The following is a 15,563-nucleotide window of genomic DNA, read 5'->3' as shown; positions in this document are numbered from 1 at the left end:
GAAACCTGGCGGGGGTGTTGCGTCCTGTTGCTGGTGGGCCAGAATCTACGCGCGTTGTTCACGCCTCAAAAGGGGAGATGGTATGGCGTTCGACCGTAGGACTTTTCTGGGTACCACGGCTGCGACGGGTGCGGCTGTGGCGTTGGCGGGGGCCACGAGCACCCCGGCCGCCGCGGCTGGGCAGGACGTGAAGGGGTCCGGGCCGCGGACGTACGCGTTCACGGTGATGGGCACGACCGACCTGCATGGGAACGTCTTCAACTGGGACTACTTCACGGACGCGGAGTTCGACGACAAGGCGCACAACGACGTCGGTCTGGCGAAGATATCCACGTTGGTGGATCAGGTGCGTGCGGAGAAGGGGCGGCGCAATACGCTGCTGATCGACGCGGGTGACACGATCCAGGGCACGCAGTTGTCGTACTACTACGCGAAGGTGGATCCGATCACCGCGCGGCGTGGTCCGGTGCACCCGATGGCGCAGGCGATGAACGCGATCGGTTATGACGCGGCGGCGCTGGGGAACCACGAGTTCAATTACGGCATTCCGGTGCTGCGGAAGTTCGAGGAGCAGTGCGACTTCCCGTTGCTGGGGGCGAACGCGCTGGATGCGAAGACGCTGCGGCCGGCGTTCGCGCCGTACAGCATGCACAGGCTGCGTACGCCTTGCGGGCGTGATGTGAAGGTGGCGGTGCTGGGGCTGACGAACCCGGGTATCGCGATCTGGGACAAGGCGAATGTGCAGGGGAAGATGACGTTCCCGGGGTTGGAGGAGCAGGCGGCGAAGTACGTGCCGAAGCTTCGGTCGATGGGCGCGGATGTGGTGATCGTGTCGGCGCATTCCGGTTCGAGCGGTACGTCCTCGTACGGGGACCAGTTGCCGTACATCGAGAATGCGGCGGCGTTGGTGGCGGAGCAGGTGCCGGGGATCGACGCGATCCTGGTGGGGCACGCGCACACGGAGATACCCGAGTACCGGGTGAAGAACACGGTGACCGGCAAGGACGTGGTGCTGTCGGAGCCGCTGAAGTGGGGGCAGCGGTTGACGCTGTTCGACTTCGAGCTGACGTGGGTGAAGGGCCGCTGGTCGGTGGCGAAGGTCGCGGCGAAGGTGCTGAACTCGAACACGGTCGCGGAGGACAAGAAGATCACGCGGCTGCTGTCGGACGAGCACCGCAAGGTCGTGGCGTACGTGAACCAGGTGATCGGTACGTCGACGCAGGCGATGTCGTCCGCGGAGGGGGCGTTCAAGGATGTCGCGATCATCGATCTGATCAACCATGTGCAGGCGGAGACGGTGAAGGGGGCGCTGGCCGGATCGGAGTGGGCGGCGCTGCCGGTGCTGTCGCAGGCGTCGTGCTTCTCGCGGACGGCGGCGATTCCGGCGGGTCAGGTGACGATCCGGGATGCGGCGGGGCTGTATCCGTTCGAGAACACGATGGAGGCGCGACTGCTGACGGGTGCGCAGGTGAAGGACTACCTGGAGTATTCGGCGCGGTACTTCGTGCGGACGGCGCCGGGTGAGGTGGTGGATCCGGCGAAGCTGACCAACGCGGAGAGCATTCCGGACTACAACTATGACGCGGTGTACGGGTTGTCGTACGACATCGACATCGCGCAGCCCTCGGGGTCGCGGATCTCGGGGCTGTCGTTCCAGGGGAAGCCGGTGGATCCGGCGGCGCAGTTCGTGCTGGCGGTGAACAACTACCGGGCTGCGGGTGGGGGTAACTTCCCGCATGTGCCGCAGGCGAAGCAGTTGTGGGCGAACTCGGACGAGATCCGCAACACGATCATCCAGTGGGTGAAGGCGAAGGGGACGATCGATCCGGCGCAGTTCGCTTCGGTGGACTGGCGGCTGACGCGGGCCGGGGTCGCGGTGTTCTAGGTGGGACGGGGGTGGCCGGCCGTGGTGTGCTGCGGCCGGCCACCCCTGCTGGTGCGGGTCCGGTCAGCGTGCGGCGGCGGCGCGGCGCATCCGGGCGGCGAGCAGCAGTCCGGCGCCGGCGGCGAGCGCGGTGCCCGCGCCGCCGGCGATCAGGGTCGTGTGGTCGCCGGCGCCGGTGGTGGCGAGGGGCGAGCCGTTGTGGCCCTGGGCGGCGATGGTGGTGTTGCCGGTGCCGGTGGTGTTGCCTCCGGCACCGGAGCCCGTTCCGGAGCCGTTGCCCTGCTCCTGTCCGTCCTTGCCGGGGGCGGGCTTCTCCTTGTCCTTGGCGGCTTGGTCCTTGGCGCGGGCCTCGTGCTGGCCCGTCTTGAGGAACTCGGTCCGGTCGGCGGGGGTGCCGGCGAGTGCGGCGCGGCCCGCCTTGACGAGTTCCGGACCGCCACCGTCGATGATCTTGGCGATGGCGACGCGGTTGTCCTGGTCGCGCAGTTCGTACTGGGTCACTTCCAGGAAGTGGCGCAGCTCGGCCGGGGTGGGCGATCCGTTCATCAGCTTGCTGATGGCCGCGCTGAGGATGGGGCCGTCCCAGCCTTCGTCGATGCGGGCGAGTTCGACCAGGTCGTCCTGGGCCTGGGCGAGGTGGCGGCCGGTCTTCAGGAACTCCGCGCGGTCGGCGGGGGTGCCCTGCAGGGCTTTCTTGCCGGCTTCCTTCACGGCGGTGCCGCCGGTGCCGATCAGCCGGGAGATCTCGACCTTGTTGTCGTCGTCGCGCAGCTCGTGCTGGGTGACGTCGTAGAAGTGGCGCAGCTTTTCGATGTTGTCGCCGCTGCTGAGGATCTTGTTGATGCCTCCCTTCAGGCCGGGTCCGGCGTTGGGGAGGAGGCGGAGGATCGCGATGCGGTAGTCGTCCATGCGGATGTTGTGCTGGTCGATCTCGATGAACTTGCGCATGGCCTGCGGGCCGTCGGCGATGGCCTTGCGGCCGGCTTCCTTCATGAACTCGCTGGCCATCGGGTGGGCGATGATCGCGAGGATGGTCTTGCGGTCCTCTTCGGCCGGGTCGGGCACGGCCTGGTCGGGCACGGCCTGGTCGGGCACGGCCTGGTCGGGCGTGGTCGGTGCCGGCTTGGTGCTGGTGGCCGGGGCGTCGGGGCCGGCGGCGAACGCCGGTGACGCGATGAGGACGGCCGGAGCAAGGGCAGCGGTGGTCACCGCTGCGGCGATCCGGGAAAACTTCACAGACAAAACCCCCTGGAAACGTTTCTTCGACAGAAGAGACGTTCGACCGGTGGGGATAGTTGTACCGATCATGTTCCCGCCGCTCGGGGCGTGGAACGGCGGGGCGGGTCGGGGGCTCGGTCATCGGACGGCAGGGCTCTCGGGGGCTCAGGGGTGGTCGACGAGGGGGCGGAGTTCGCCCGCCGGGCGGGGGCGGGTGTGCTCGCGCTGTTCGAGGCCGAAGGTGGTGAAGGCGGTGCGGTCCGGCTGGGGGTAGGGCTCCTTGCCGGTGAGCGTGTTGAGGATGGCGGCGCTGCGCCAGGCGGCGAGGCCGAGGTCGGGGGCGCCGACTCCGTGGGTGTGTCGTTCGCCGTTCTGGACGAAGATGCTGCCGCTGACGGCGGGGTCGAGGAGCATCCGGTAGCGGTCGTCGATACGGGGGCGGCCGCAGGAGTCCTTGCGCAGGTACGGGTCGAGGCCGGCGAGCATGCTGCTGAGCGGGCGCTCCTTGTAGCCGGTGGCGAGGACGACGGCGTCGGTGGTGAGGCGGGAGCGGGTGCCCTGCTCGATGTGTTCGAGGTGGAGTTCGACCTTGGTGGTGGCGACGCGGCCGGCGGTGCGGACGCTGACTCCGGGGGTGAGGACGGTGTCGGGCCAGCCTCCGTGGAGGGTGCGGCGGTAGAGCTCTTCGTGGATGGCGGCGATGGTGGCGGCGTCGATGCCCTTGTGGAGCTGCCATTGGGCGGGGACGAGCCGGTCGCGTACGGGTTCGGGGAGGGCGTGGAAGTAGCGGGTGTAGTCGGGGGTGAAGTGTTCGAGGCCGAGCTTGGAGTACTCCATGGGGGCGAAGGAGGGGGTGCGGGCGAGCCAGGTGAGGCGTTCGCGGCCGGTGGGGCGGGCGCGGAGGAGGTCGAGGAAGACTTCGGCGCCGGATTGGCCGGATCCGATGACGGTGACGTGTTCGGCGCCGAGGATGCGCTGCCGGTTGTCGAGGTAGTCGGCGGAGTGGATGACGGGGACGGTGGGGGCGTCGGCGAGGGGGCGCAGGGGTTCGGGGACGTAGGGGGCGGTGCCGATGCCGAGTGCGAGGTTGCGGGTGTAGGTACGGCCGAGGGCTTCGGCTTCGCCGGTGGCGTCGAGTTGGGTGAAGTCGACTTCGAAGAGTTCGCGTTCGGGGTTCCAGCGGACGGCGTCGACCTGGTGGCCGAAGTGGAGTCCGGGGACGCGGCCGGCGACCCAGCGGCAGTAGGCGTCGTATTCGGCGCGGTGGATGTGGAACTGCTCGGCGAAGTAGAAGGGGAAGAGCCGTTCCTTGTGCTTGAGGTAGCTGAGGAAGCTCCAGGGGCTGGCCGGGTCGGCGAGGGTGACGAGGTCGGCGAGGAAGGGGACCTGGAGGGTGGCTCCTTCGATGAGGAGGCCGGGGTGCCAGCGGAAGTCGCGACGCTGGTCGTAGAAGGCGGTGTCGAGTTCGCCGGCTCCTTGTTGCGGCAGGCCGTGGGCGAGGGCCGCGAGGGAGAGGTTGAAGGGGCCGATCCCGATTCCGACGAGGTCGTGGGGGGTGTCGAGCTGGGCGGTCATCGGTGGGTGCTGCCTTCCAGGAGGGAGATGAGGTTGTCCAGGTCCCCCGCTGTGGTGTGCGGGTTGAGCAGGGTGGCCTTGAGCCACAGGCGGCCGTCGGCGTGGGTGCGGCCGAGGACGGCGCGGCCTTGGTGCAGGAGGGTGCGGCGCAGGGTGGCGAGCCGGTCGTCATCGGCGTGGGTGGGCCGGAAGAGGACGGTGCTGATGGTGGGGGGTGTGTGGAGTTCGAAGCCGGGGTGGGCGTCGAGGAGTCGGGCGAGGTGGTGTGCGGTGTCGATGGTGCGGTCGATGAGTGCGGTGAGGCCGTCGCGGCCGAGGGCGCGGAGGGTGGCGGCGATCTTGAGTGCGTCGGGGCGGCGGGTGGTGCGCAGGGAGCGGCCGAGGAGGTCGGGCAGGCCGGCTTCGGTGTCGTCGGTGGCGTTGAGGTAGTCGGCCTGGTGGGCGAGGGGGGTGAGGAGGGCGGTGTCGGGGACGGCGAGGAGGCCTGCGGCGACGGGCTGCCAGCCGAGTTTGTGGAGGTCGACGGTGAGGGAGTGGGCGCGGTCGAGTCCGGCGAGTTTGTCGCGGTGGCGGGGGCTGAGGGCGAGGAGGCCGCCGTATGCGGCGTCGATGTGGAGGTCGGCGCCGTAGCGGTCGCAGAGGTCGGCGATGCGCTGGAGGGGGTCGATGAGTCCGGCGTCGGTGGTGCCGGCGGTGGCGGTGACCAGGGTGGGGCCGGGGGTGGTGGCGAGGGCCTCGGCGAGGCGGGCGGGGTCGAGTACGCCGGTGGGGGTGGGGAGTTCGGTGGCCGGGGGGAGGCCGAGGATCCAGGCGGCGCGCGGGACGGAGTGGTGGGCGTTGGCTCCGTGGAGGACGGTGAGGGCGGGGCCGTGGCGTTCGCGGGCGAGGAGCAGGGCGAGTTGGTTGGCTTCGGTGCCGCCGGTGGTGATGAGGGCGTCGGCGTGGGGGGTGTCGTAGAACTCGGCGGCGAGGGTGCGGGTGAGGAGGGCTTCGAGGGCGGAGGCGGCGGGGGCCTGGTCCCAGGAGTCGAGGGAGGGGTTGAGGGCGTCGGCGGCGAGGTCGGCGGCTGCCGCGACGGCGAGCGGGGGGCAGTGCAGGTGGGCTGCGCAGAGGGGGTGGGCGGGGTCGGCGGCGCCTGCGGCGAGGGTGTGGACGAGGGTGCGCAGGGCTTCGTGGGCGCCGGTGCCGTGGGCGGGGAGCAGGCCGGTGTCGCCGAGGGCGGCGTGGACGCGGGCGGTGACGGCGGTGGGGCCGCCGGCGGGGAGGGGGCCTCGGCGTTCCTCGGCGCCGGTGGTGAGGGCGTCGAGGACGGTGTCGAGGAGGGGGCGCAGGGCGTCGGGGCCGTGGGGGCCGCCGGCGAGCGGGGGCGGTGTGCCGGGCGGCGCGGTCATCGGGTCCTCCGGGGGCTGGCCGGGTGCGGTGGAGGCACCCGGCCAGTACAACGATCAGACCCGAATGGGGTAACCGCCGGGGTTTGTCCGGAGTCGACCGGTCGGCCGACCGGGCTCTGCCCGGCCGTGCGCCTCGAACGCCGGCGGGGCTGGACCGGGCGGACCGCGTTCGACCGGTCGGCCGACCGGGCTCTGCCCGGCCGTGCGCCTCGAACGCCGGCGGGGCTGGACCGGGCGGACCGCGCCGGAGGCGGCCCGCCGCGAGCCTGCGTTCGGGGCGGGGACCCGTCCGGGACGCGGGACGGGACGGGATGTGCGGGCGTGGCACGGCGGGCCGTACGGGCCGCTCCGGGCGCCCCGGTCATGCGGTCCCGGCGCCCCGCCGCTCTCCCCCGGCCCCCGGGGGAGAGCGGGTCCGGGTCGCTGAGGCAGGCGTGGCCGGCCCGGGGGCCGGACCCGGCACCCCGCACCACTCCCCCGCTTCCCCGTTCCCCCAAGGGCAGGAGGGGGAGGGTGTCCGGGTCGGCGAGGCAGGCGTGGCCTGCCCGGAGGCCGGACCCGGCACCCCGCCCCACCCCCTTCAGCTCCCCCCTTCCGCCGGCCCCCCGCAGGGGTCAGGCGCCTCGGACCTTGAGGGCTCGGGCGAGGTCGTCGAGTTGGTCGACGAGCTTGCGGCGCAGGAGGGGGAGGATGTCCGGGTCGGTGAGGCAGGCGTGGCCCGCCCGGAGGTTGGCTTCGTCGATGGCGTACTCCGGGAACGCCCAGCGGCCGGCGGCTTCGCCGATGGCCGGGCCGCGGCGGGCGCCGAGGGCGACGGCGTCGGGGTAGTAGCGGGTGACGTATTCGGTGAGCAGTTCGGCCTGTTCGGGCTGCCAGAAGCCCTGGGCGGTGGCGCTGAAGAGGTAGTTGGACAGGCTGTCGTCGTTGAAGAGGCGGTCCCAGGCGGCGGCCTTGGCTTCCGGGGTGGGCAGGGCGGCGCGGCAGCGGGCGGCGCCTTCCTGGCCGGTGGCGCTGGTGTCGGCGGCGAGGGCGTCGTCGATCTCGGTCTCCGCGATGGTGCCGAGGACGGCGAGGCGGCCGAGGATGCGCCAGCGCAGTTCGGGGTCGAGTGCGGGGCCGCCGGGGACGGTGTCGTCGGCGAGCCAGGCGTCGATGGTGTCGGGCTGGGTGGCGCTGTCGATGAGGGTGCGTACGGCGGTCAGCCGCATGCCGGGTTCGGAGCCGTCCTCGGTGCGCCGGAGCAGGTCGCGGGCGATGGTGGTGAGGGTGGTGAGGGCGGCGGTCCGCTCGTCGGGGGCGACGTAGCGTACGGCGATCTGGGTGCGGGCGAAGGTGAGGACGCCCTGGACGATGGCGAGGTCGTTCTCCTCGGGCAGGTGTGCGGAGGCGGTCGCCAGGTAGTCGTGCGGGGCGAGTTCGCCGTCGCGGACCATGTCGCGCAGGGAGTTCCAGACGACGGCGCGGGTGAGGGCGTCGGGGATGCCGGCGAGGCCGCGCAGGACCGTTTCGACGGAGGTCTCGTCGAGGCGGACCTTGGCGTAGGTGAGGTCGACGTCGTTGAGGACGACGAGGGCGGGGCGGGCTCCGGTGACGGAGATGACCTCGTCGGAGGGGACGTCGAGGTCGAGGAGTTCGCGCAGTTCCAGGAAGCGGCTGTCGACGGGGTCGCGGTCGTAGACGCCGACGGCGATGTGGTGGGGGCGGCTGCCGCGGCGGTCGACGGTGAGGGTCCAGCCGGGGGCGTTGTCGGGGCCGCCTTCGGATTCCTCGATGCGGGGGGTGAGGGTGTCGATTCCGGTGGTGCGCAGCCAGATGTCGGCCCAGGCACGGACGTCGCGTTCGGTGTGGGCGGCGAGGGAGTCGATGAAGTCGGCGAGGGAGGCGTTGGCGAACTTGTGGCGGGCGAAGTGGGTGTTGATGCCGGCCAGGAAGTCCTTCTCGCCGAGCCAGGCGACGAGTTGGCGCAGGGCTGAGGCGCCCTTGGCGTAGGAGATGCCGTCGAAGTTGAGGAGTGCGGAGGCGGTGTCGGGGACGTCTTGGGGGGTGGGGGCGACGGGGTGGGTGGAGGGGCGCTGGTCGGCGTCGTAGCCCCAGGGCTTGCGGGTGACGCCGAAGTCGGTCCAGGTGTCGGTGAAGCGGGTGGCTTCGGTGAGGGTCTGGTAGCCCATGTATTCGGCGAAGGATTCGTTGAGCCAGATGTCGTCGAACCAGGCGAGGGTGACGAGGTCGCCGAACCACATGTGTGCCATCTCGTGGGCGATGACCATGGCGCGGGACTGGCGTTCGGTGTCGGTGACGGCGGAGCGGAAGATGAACTCGTCGCGGAAGGTGACGAGTCCGGGGTTCTCCATGGCGCCGGCGTTGAACTCCGGTACGAAGGCCTGGTCGTAGGAGTCGAAGGGGTAGGGCTCGGTGAATTTCTCCTGGTACCGGTCGAAGCATGCCTTGGTGAGGGAGAGGATCTCCTCGGCGTCGACGTCCATGTGGGGTGCGAGGGACTGGCGGCAGTGGATGCCGAAGGGCAGTCCGGCGTGGTGGGTGCGGACGGTGTGCCAGGGGCCGGCGGCGACGGCGGCGAGGTAGGTGGAGATGAGGGGGGTGGGGGCGGACTTCCAGATGCCGGCGCCGCTGCCGTCGGGGGCGTCGCCGGTGCGGGTGGTGATGCCGTTGGCGAGGACGGTCCAGTGGGCGGGGGCGGTGACGGTGAAGGCGAAGACGGCCTTGAGGTCGGGCTGGTCGAAGGCCGGGAAGACGCGCTGGACGTCGTCCAGGAACATCTGGGAGTAGACGTACGTGTGCCCGTCCGCGGGGTCGGTGAAGCGGTGCAGGCCCTCGCCGGTGCGGGAGTAGCGCATGCGGGTGTCGAGGTGCAGTTCGTGGGGGCCCTCGGTGAGGCCGGTGAGGGGGAGCCGGTCGTCGGCGAGGGCGGCCGGGTCGAGGGGGTTGCCGTCGAGGGTGGCGGAGCGCAGTTCGACGGGCTTCAGCTCGATGAAGGTGTCTGCGGCCGTCCGGGCGGTGAACCGGATGACGGTGGTGGAGTCGAAGGTCTCGTCGTCGCCGGTGAGGTCGAGGGTGACGGCGTAGTGCTGGACGTCGATGAGCTGGGCTCGGAGCTGCGCTTCGGTGCGCGTCAGTGCGGACATGGGGCCCATGCTGCCGCAGTGGGCGGCCGGACCCCGGACGTCTACTCCTCGCCCGCTGCGATCGTCTCGTGGTGGCGGATGACCTCGGCGATGATGAAGTTGAGGAGCTTCTCGGCGAAGGCGGGGTCGAGTTTGGCGTTCTCGGCGAGCTGGCGCAGGCGGGCGATCTGGCTGGCTTCGCGGCTCGGGTCGGCGGGGGGCAGCTGGTGCCGGGCCTTGAGGTGGCCGACCTGCTGGGTGCACTTGAAGCGTTCGGCGAGCATGTGGACGACGGCGGCGTCGATGTTGTCGATGCTGTCGCGCAGGCGGGCGAGTTCGGCGGTGACGCTCTCGTCGATGCCTGCGGCGTCCTTGGCCGCGCCCGTGCCGGTGCCGGTGCCGTTGTCGAGGTCGCTGATGTTCATGGTTCTTGAGAATACGTGGCGGTGGCCGCCGGTTCCCCGGGCAGTCGGCCTGTGAGACGCCGACCTTTCACTTGCCAGATTGGAAAGTACTCGCCATAGTGGAAATCACAGGGAACGATCACCGGTGTGCGAGCGAGGGGGAACCATGGGGGAGACGGCGGAGGCGGCCGGGGCGTTGGGCCGGGCGGCGGGCCTGGAGAAGGCGGCGCGGCGGCGCAGCGGCTGGTACGCGCGCTACCTGTGGGCCTTCGCGGCCGGGCAGCTGGTGTTGGTACCCGTGGCGGTGCTGTGGCGGGGGCCGGTCTCGGCGGTGGTGTTCGGGGTGGCCAACGCGCTCCTGGTGACCGGACTGAGCGTGTACGCGGCGCGGCAGCGGGTGGTGCGGCGGGGGTTCGGGGTGAAGCACGGGGTGCTGGTGGGGTCCTGGGCGGCGGTGTTCGCGCTGACGATCACGCTCGGCACCTCGGTCTTCGGCCGCGGGGCGGGGTTCGCGGCGGTGGCCGCGCTGGCGTGTGCGCTGCCGCTCGCCGTCGGGGCCTGGACCGAGACGCGGGGTGCGGCATGACGGACGGGGCGGACGCGGGCACCGGGGCGGGCGCGGACACGGGAGCGGACGCCGACACGGGAGCGGGCGCGGGCACCGGGGCGGGCGCGGACACGGGAGCGGACGCCGACACGGGGGCGGGCGCGGGCACCGGGGCGGGCGCTGCCGCGAAGCGTGGCGGGCATCCGCGGCACGATCTCGCGCCGCTGCTGAACGCGCCCGTACGGCTCTCCGTGGTGGCGGCGCTGGCTCCGCTGGACAAGGCCGAGTTCGGCTTCGTACGGGATCTGGTCGAGGTTTCGGACTCCGTGCTGTCCAAGCAGGTCGCGGCGCTGGAGGAGGCGGGCTGGGTGGCGGTCCGCAAGGGCCGGGTCGGGCGGCGCCCGCGCACCTGGGTCTCACTGACCGCCGAGGGCCGGGCGGTCTACGAGCGGCATCTGGCCGCGCTGCGGGCCATCGCGCTGGGCACGCCCTTCGGCGACTAGGTCGCACCTTCAGGTGGGTTTCGACCGTGGACGGGGGGACGAAGAGCTCTCCGGCGATCTCCGCGTTGGTCAGGCCGCGCGCGAGCAGCGTACGACGTCGCGTTCCCGTTCGGTCAGGGGCTCCGTGGGGCGGCGGGCCCCGGTGGCCCGGGTGGCCCGGGTGCGCGGGGCCATTTCGCTCAGCAGCCGCACGGTGATCGCCGGTGAGACGAGGGGGTCGCCGACGGCTGCCGCCCGTACCGCTTCAACCGGCATGGCCGGGCCGGCGTCCTTCAGGAGGAAGCCGGACGCTCCGCCGTGGAGTGCGGCGTGGACGTACTCGTCGAGGTCGAAGGTGGTGGCGATGACGATGCGGGGTGCGTGGGGGGTGCCGGACAGTCGGCGGGTGACTTCGAGGCCGTCGAGCCCCGGCATGCGGATGTCGAGGAGCAGGACGTCGGGCCGGTGTTCCAGGGCGGCGGCGAGGGCCGCTTCGCCGTCGGCGACGTCCTCGATGTCCGGTTGGCTTTCGAGGATCATGCGGAAGCCGGTTCTGACCATGTCCCGGTCGTCGGCGACGACCACTCGGATCGCCATGCGCCACCTGTCCCACTGTCGCCCGCTGCCGCCACCGGTCGTTTCCCAAGGGACCGGTGTGCGGGTCGGCCCGCAACCGCACGGTGGGGCCGCTCGCCCTTCCGGCCGGTGGGTGACCGGTCGGAAGGGCGAGGGGGACGGCCCGGGGAACGGTGCGGGCCGCAGGGGCTACATGCTTGCCGCGGCGCTCTTGATCGCGGCGGCGAAGGTGGAGACCTCGGTGTAGACGCCGGGGTAGTTGGGCCGGGCGCAGCCCTCGCCCCAGCTGACGATGCCGACCTGGATCCAGGCGTTGTTGTTGTCGCGGCGGAACATGGGGCCGCCGGAGTCTCCCTGGCAGGTGTCGACGCCGCCCTGGGGCAGGCCGGCGCAGATCTCCTCGTTCGGGACGAGGGAGCTGCCGTAGGCGGCCTTGCAGGTGGCGTCGGAGACGAACGGGACGGTGGCCTTCATCAGGTAGCGCTGCTGGCCGCCGCCCTCGCGGGTAGCGCCCCAGCCGGCGACGGTGAAGGTGCCGCTGTCGTAGGCCTTGGTGTCGGCGATCTTGAGGGTGGGCAGGTTGATGGGCTTGGCCAGCTTGATCAGGGCCCAGTCCTTGCCGGTGCCGTTGTAGCCGGGGGCCTGGAGGACCTTGGTGGACTTGACCTTGATGGCACTGCCGCTGTTGAGGTCGACGACTCCGGCGGTGGCGGTGATGGAGGTGTTGTTGCCGGAGCCGTTCACACAGTGGGCGGCGGTGAGGACGATCTGCTGGGTGTACAGGGCGCCGCCGCAGCCCATGGAGAGGCGCACCATGAAGGGGAACTCGCCCTGCGCGGCGCGGGTGCCGCCCACGACGGGTGCGGGGCCGGCGGTGGCGGTGCCGGGCTGGAGGCTGACGGCGGCGAGGGCGACCGCGCCGACGGCGAGGGTGCGCTTCATGAGCTGCACAAGGGTGGTCACAGTCAACACACTGCCTTTCGTGGGGGGTTGGGCTGTGCGTGCGCGTCATCGGGTGAATGACGGGTCCATGACACAACGGGAGTGTGACGGACATCAAGAAGGCAATTTCGGCCAACTCCCGTCCAAGCGCGAGGGATTGCTGTAAGGAGGGCTCAATGACGGAGAACGGGGTGCCGGACGGCCCCATCGCGCACGGATTTCCGCACCTGGCGACCGTGCGCGCCTCGATCACCGCGCTCTTCCGCCGCCTGTCGGCCGACGGGATCCGCGCGTACGGCACGAGCATCACCCCCGCCGACGCCGCCTTCGACGCCTCCGACGACCTGCACCTGGGCGCCCAGCGGGTGGCCGCCGCGACGGTGCGCGCGCTCCGGCTGCCCGACGCGCGCATGGTGGTCTCCTTCCGGGCGATGGAGGAGGCGGCGACCGTGGAACTGACTTCGGGCCCCGAGTACTCCGTCGAGGTCAACGACCGCTTCCGCACCCACCGCCGCGACCTCGCGGCCGCCCTGTCGCACGAGGTCGCCCACGTCCTGCTGCACCGTCTGGACCTGCGGTTCCCCGGCACCGCCGAGAACGAGATCCTCACCGACACCGCCGCCGCGTACCTGGGGGCGGGCTGGCTGCTCCTGGACGCCTACCGGGAGGACGCGCTCACCCACCAGCGATTCGGCTACCTCACACCGGAGGAGTTCGGCTACGTCCTCGCCAAGCGCGCCGCCCTGTTCGGCGAGGACCCCGCCACCTGGTTCACCAGCCCGCAGGCCTACGAGGCCTACGTGCGCGGGCGCGCGCTCGCCGAGCGCGACCACCGCCGGGCGCCGCTGGCGGCCGCGGGACCACTGGCCCGGCGGCGGTACGCGAAGGCGCGGCGTACGGGGGCTCGCGCGGGCGACGGATCCGGGTACCGCTTCGAACCGGACGGGTCGGGGCCCGGGTTGCGGGTCAGCTTCCCCTGCCCGGTGTGCGCGCAGCGGCTGCGGGTCGCGGTGCGCGGGCGGCTGCGGGCCCGGTGCGGGCTCTGCCGCACGGTCCTCGACTGCCTCACCTAGATCATTCATCGCGCGGCCACAAAAAGTTTCCTACCGGCCAGTAGACAGGGGGGCGGTTCTCGCCAACTCTGGTCACGTACATGCCAACTCGTGACCGAGGAGCGCCCCCCATGCGCAGCACCCGCCGCACCCGCATGCCCCGTACCGCCGCCGCCGCAGTGGCCGCGGCCGCCGCCGTCTCGACGCTGATTCCGGCCACCGCCGCCCAGGCCGCACCCGCGCCGGCGCCCGCACCGGTCTCCGCGCCCGCATCCGCCGCCCCGGCGGCCCCGGCCGCCTCGGCCGCCTCGGCGCCCGGCGGCAACGCGGCGATCCTCGGCATCGACTACGCCACCTGGCAGCGGGACGTCGCCGCCGTCATCGACGCGGCCCGGCCCGCGATCGAGGCGCGCATCGCCGCCTCGCCCGCCGGCGAGAAGCCCGCCCTCGTCCTCGACATCGACAACACCTCGCTGGAGACGGACTTCCACTGGTTCTGGACCTTCCCGACCCCCGCGATCTCCAAGGTCCGCGCGCTGACCCAGTACGCGCACGCGCGCGGCGTCGCGGTCTTCTTCGTCACGGCCCGCCCCGGCATCATCCACTCCCTCACCGAGCGCAACCTCAAGTCCGTGGGCTACCCGATCTCCGGGCTCTACGTCCGTGACCTGCCCGACCTGTTCGACGAGGTCAGCGCCTACAAGACGGGCAAGCGCGCGGAGATCGAGGCGCGCGGCTACACGATCATCGCGAACATCGGGAACAGCCCGACCGACCTCGTCGGCGGTCACGCCGAGCGCACGGTCAAGCTTCCGGACTACAACGGCAAGCTCTCCTGACCCGGGCGCGGTGAGAACGGGGCGGCGGATCGTGCGAGTCCGCCGCCCTCAGCCGAGTTCGGCGGCGATGGCGTTCGCCGCCGCCCACCCGAAGGTCATGGCCGGGCCGATCGTCGCGCCCGGCCCGGGGCAGGTCTCCCGCACCCCCGCGCCCTCCCGGGTCCGCGGCCGAATGGCCGCGTACTGCACGGCCGCCGGCAAGGCGATCCTGGCTTCCGGCCATCCGGGCGCGGTGGACCACGTCCTGGCTCAGGGGCTGCGGCCGCGGTCTCGGTGTCCTCCTGCCGCGGAGAGCGCGAACCGGCCCGGCTGGGACCGGCCGTACTGGCCTGCGCGCGGGCCGTGTGGCGGGAGTTGTACGGCCCGGGGCGGGCCGGCCGGGCGGCGGCCGCGGGAGCCGCGGCCGGCGGTCTCGGAGCAGGAAATGGACAACATGATGGGCTGGTTGCGGTTCAGCGAGTGGATGTAGCGGGTAGACATAGGACATCGCACCGATGAAGACTCGGGCCCGACCCCTCGCCAGGGGGCCGGGCCCGCTTCCGTGCCACGCCGTTTCAGCCCTCGTAGGTGATCCGCACCCGGTCGTCGCCGAGGCGTCGTGCCTGGCAGGCCAGGATGTAGCCCTCGGTGAGGTCGGCCCGGTCCAGGACCTCGTTGCGCTCCAACTCCGCCTCGCCCTCGACGAGGCGGCAGCAGCAGGCGCTGCAGGCGCCCTCCCGGCAGGAGTACGGGGCCGACGGCCCGGCGGCGAGCAGGGCGTCGAGCAGCGGGGCGCCGCCGGACCAGGGCACGGTGTGCACGGTCCCGTCGAGCTCCACCTCCACGGTGGCACGGGCCCCGGTTGGCGCGGGGCGGGTCGGCTCTCGCGAAGACGTCCGCGCCCAGCGAGAAGTACCGCTCGCGGTGGATCGCGCGCTGCGCCGCCCCGGCGCGGCGCAGCGCGTCCCCGGCGGCCACCTCCTCGCAGATCCAGCCGGAGCCGAGCCGCCGGGCACCCGCTTGACGGTGATCCGCATCGGCTCCCCGGTGTGCGGGGAGCTCGCCAGGGAGTAGCAGCTGGCCGCGCCTCCCGGTATCCGTACGGTCAGGAACTGGCCGGGGCTGTAGGAGAGTTCCGCGTCCAGGAGGGAGACCGCTTCGGGGGTCTCCTGGACGCGTTCCCGGACGCGGACCCGCAGTGCGGTGGCTGCTCCGCCCGGCGGCGGAGCCGGGGCCGCGCCCGGGAGCGCGGCCGCACGGGCCGGCGCAGGGGCCGGCGCAGGAGCGCGGTCCTGTTCCCGGAGGCCGCTGTCAGGCATCGGCGGGCACCTCCAGGACGCCGTCCCGGACGGCCTCGTCGTGCCAGACGTAGAGCTGGCCGTTGCGCTCCAGGGCGGTCCAGGCGCGGGTGCGGGCGCGCGGCGGGACGCGGCGGGCGTAGGGGATCGCGGCGCAGCGGCCGTTGCCGGACCAACGCCAGTCGTGGAAGGGGCAGGCGAGGGTGTCGCCCTTGACGGTGCCGTGGGCGAGGTTGCCGCCCATGTGGGGCAG

General features: G+C 72.1%; 14 protein-coding genes and 1 pseudogene. 5 read left to right on the top strand and 10 right to left on the bottom strand.

Annotation, left to right across the window (positions count from 1 at the left end):
• Positions 1 to 82 precede the first annotated feature (82 nt).
• Positions 83 to 1,885 (top strand): bifunctional metallophosphatase/5'-nucleotidase, encoded by a 1,803-nt coding sequence (locus ACIQZO_RS02250; RefSeq protein WP_403618693.1) that lies wholly within the window; start codon positions 83 to 85, stop codon positions 1,883 to 1,885.
• Between the two features lie 63 nt (positions 1,886 to 1,948).
• Here ACIQZO_RS02250 and ACIQZO_RS02245 read toward each other — a convergent pair whose 3' ends face one another.
• From ACIQZO_RS02245 to ACIQZO_RS02225, 5 genes are all read right to left on the bottom strand, one after another.
• Positions 1,949 to 3,121, bottom strand: a complete 1,173-nt coding sequence (locus ACIQZO_RS02245; protein ID WP_403618690.1) for an ALF repeat-containing protein — start codon at positions 3,119 to 3,121, stop codon at positions 1,949 to 1,951.
• Between the two features lie 147 nt (positions 3,122 to 3,268).
• Positions 3,269 to 4,678: a lysine N(6)-hydroxylase/L-ornithine N(5)-oxygenase family protein gene (locus tag ACIQZO_RS02240; protein WP_403618687.1), complete on the bottom strand. Its 1,410-nt coding sequence runs from the start codon at positions 4,676 to 4,678 to the stop codon at positions 3,269 to 3,271.
• On the bottom strand, positions 4,675 to 6,069 hold the full coding sequence (locus ACIQZO_RS02235) for a pyridoxal phosphate-dependent decarboxylase family protein (protein WP_403618684.1): 1,395 nt from the start codon (positions 6,067 to 6,069) through the stop codon (positions 4,675 to 4,677). The genes ACIQZO_RS02240 and ACIQZO_RS02235 overlap by 4 nt, the downstream gene beginning before the upstream one ends.
• A gap of 614 nt (positions 6,070 to 6,683) precedes the next feature.
• Positions 6,684 to 9,221 carry an aminopeptidase N gene (gene pepN / locus ACIQZO_RS02230; protein ID WP_403618682.1) on the bottom strand — a complete coding sequence of 846 codons (2,538 nt, stop codon included), beginning with the start codon at positions 9,219 to 9,221 and terminating at the stop codon, positions 6,684 to 6,686.
• A 32-nt stretch (positions 9,222 to 9,253) separates the two neighbouring features.
• Positions 9,254 to 9,616, bottom strand: coding sequence for a chorismate mutase (locus ACIQZO_RS02225; RefSeq protein WP_403618679.1), 363 nt, complete (start codon positions 9,614 to 9,616; stop codon positions 9,254 to 9,256).
• A gap of 145 nt (positions 9,617 to 9,761) precedes the next feature.
• Between ACIQZO_RS02225 and ACIQZO_RS02220 the strand changes: the two genes are divergently transcribed.
• Positions 9,762 to 10,181, top strand: coding sequence for a hypothetical protein (locus tag ACIQZO_RS02220; RefSeq protein WP_403618676.1), 420 nt, complete (start codon positions 9,762 to 9,764; stop codon positions 10,179 to 10,181).
• Positions 10,178 to 10,645: a winged helix-turn-helix domain-containing protein gene (locus ACIQZO_RS02215; protein ID WP_403618673.1), complete on the top strand. Its 468-nt coding sequence runs from the start codon at positions 10,178 to 10,180 to the stop codon at positions 10,643 to 10,645. The genes ACIQZO_RS02220 and ACIQZO_RS02215 overlap by 4 nt, the downstream gene beginning before the upstream one ends.
• A 10-nt stretch (positions 10,646 to 10,655) precedes the next feature.
• Here the strand turns inward: ACIQZO_RS02215 and ACIQZO_RS02210 are convergent.
• Together ACIQZO_RS02210 and ACIQZO_RS02205 are read right to left on the bottom strand one after the other, a co-directional pair.
• Positions 10,656 to 11,221, bottom strand: a pseudogene (locus tag ACIQZO_RS02210) (response regulator); the annotation flags it as partial.
• A 168-nt stretch (positions 11,222 to 11,389) separates the two neighbouring features.
• Positions 11,390 to 12,142 carry a serine protease gene (locus ACIQZO_RS02205; protein ID WP_403619225.1) on the bottom strand — a complete coding sequence of 251 codons (753 nt, stop codon included), beginning with the start codon at positions 12,140 to 12,142 and terminating at the stop codon, positions 11,390 to 11,392.
• Positions 12,143 to 12,318: 176 nt separating this feature from the next.
• Between ACIQZO_RS02205 and ACIQZO_RS02200 the strand changes: the two genes are divergently transcribed.
• Positions 12,319 to 13,215 carry a hypothetical protein gene (locus tag ACIQZO_RS02200; protein WP_403618671.1) on the top strand — a complete coding sequence of 299 codons (897 nt, stop codon included), beginning with the start codon at positions 12,319 to 12,321 and terminating at the stop codon, positions 13,213 to 13,215.
• Between the two features lie 110 nt (positions 13,216 to 13,325).
• Positions 13,326 to 14,033, top strand: coding sequence for an HAD family acid phosphatase (locus ACIQZO_RS02195; RefSeq protein WP_403618668.1), 708 nt, complete (start codon positions 13,326 to 13,328; stop codon positions 14,031 to 14,033).
• 48 nt (positions 14,034 to 14,081) lie between these two features.
• Here ACIQZO_RS02195 and ACIQZO_RS02190 read toward each other — a convergent pair whose 3' ends face one another.
• The 3 genes from ACIQZO_RS02190 to ACIQZO_RS02180 form a co-directional block, all read right to left on the bottom strand.
• A complete protein-coding gene (locus ACIQZO_RS02190; RefSeq protein WP_403618665.1) occupies positions 14,082 to 14,234 on the bottom strand; it encodes a hypothetical protein in 153 nt (50 codons plus the stop codon).
• Positions 14,235 to 14,587: 353 nt separating this feature from the next.
• Positions 14,588 to 15,331, bottom strand: coding sequence for a flavin reductase family protein (locus ACIQZO_RS02185; protein WP_403618662.1), 744 nt, complete (start codon positions 15,329 to 15,331; stop codon positions 14,588 to 14,590).
• Positions 15,324 to 15,554, bottom strand: a complete 231-nt coding sequence (locus ACIQZO_RS02180; protein WP_403618659.1) for a Rieske 2Fe-2S domain-containing protein — start codon at positions 15,552 to 15,554, stop codon at positions 15,324 to 15,326. Before ACIQZO_RS02180 ends, ACIQZO_RS02185 begins: the two co-directional genes overlap by 8 nt.
• Between the last annotated feature and the right edge of the window lie 9 nt (positions 15,555 to 15,563).

Origin of the sequence: Streptomyces sp. NPDC097617 (genome assembly GCF_044761485.1) — a bacterium.
In the GTDB taxonomy this organism is placed as follows: domain Bacteria; phylum Actinomycetota; class Actinomycetes; order Streptomycetales; family Streptomycetaceae; genus Streptomyces.
This window is presented reverse-complemented; position numbering and strand designations above follow the sequence as displayed.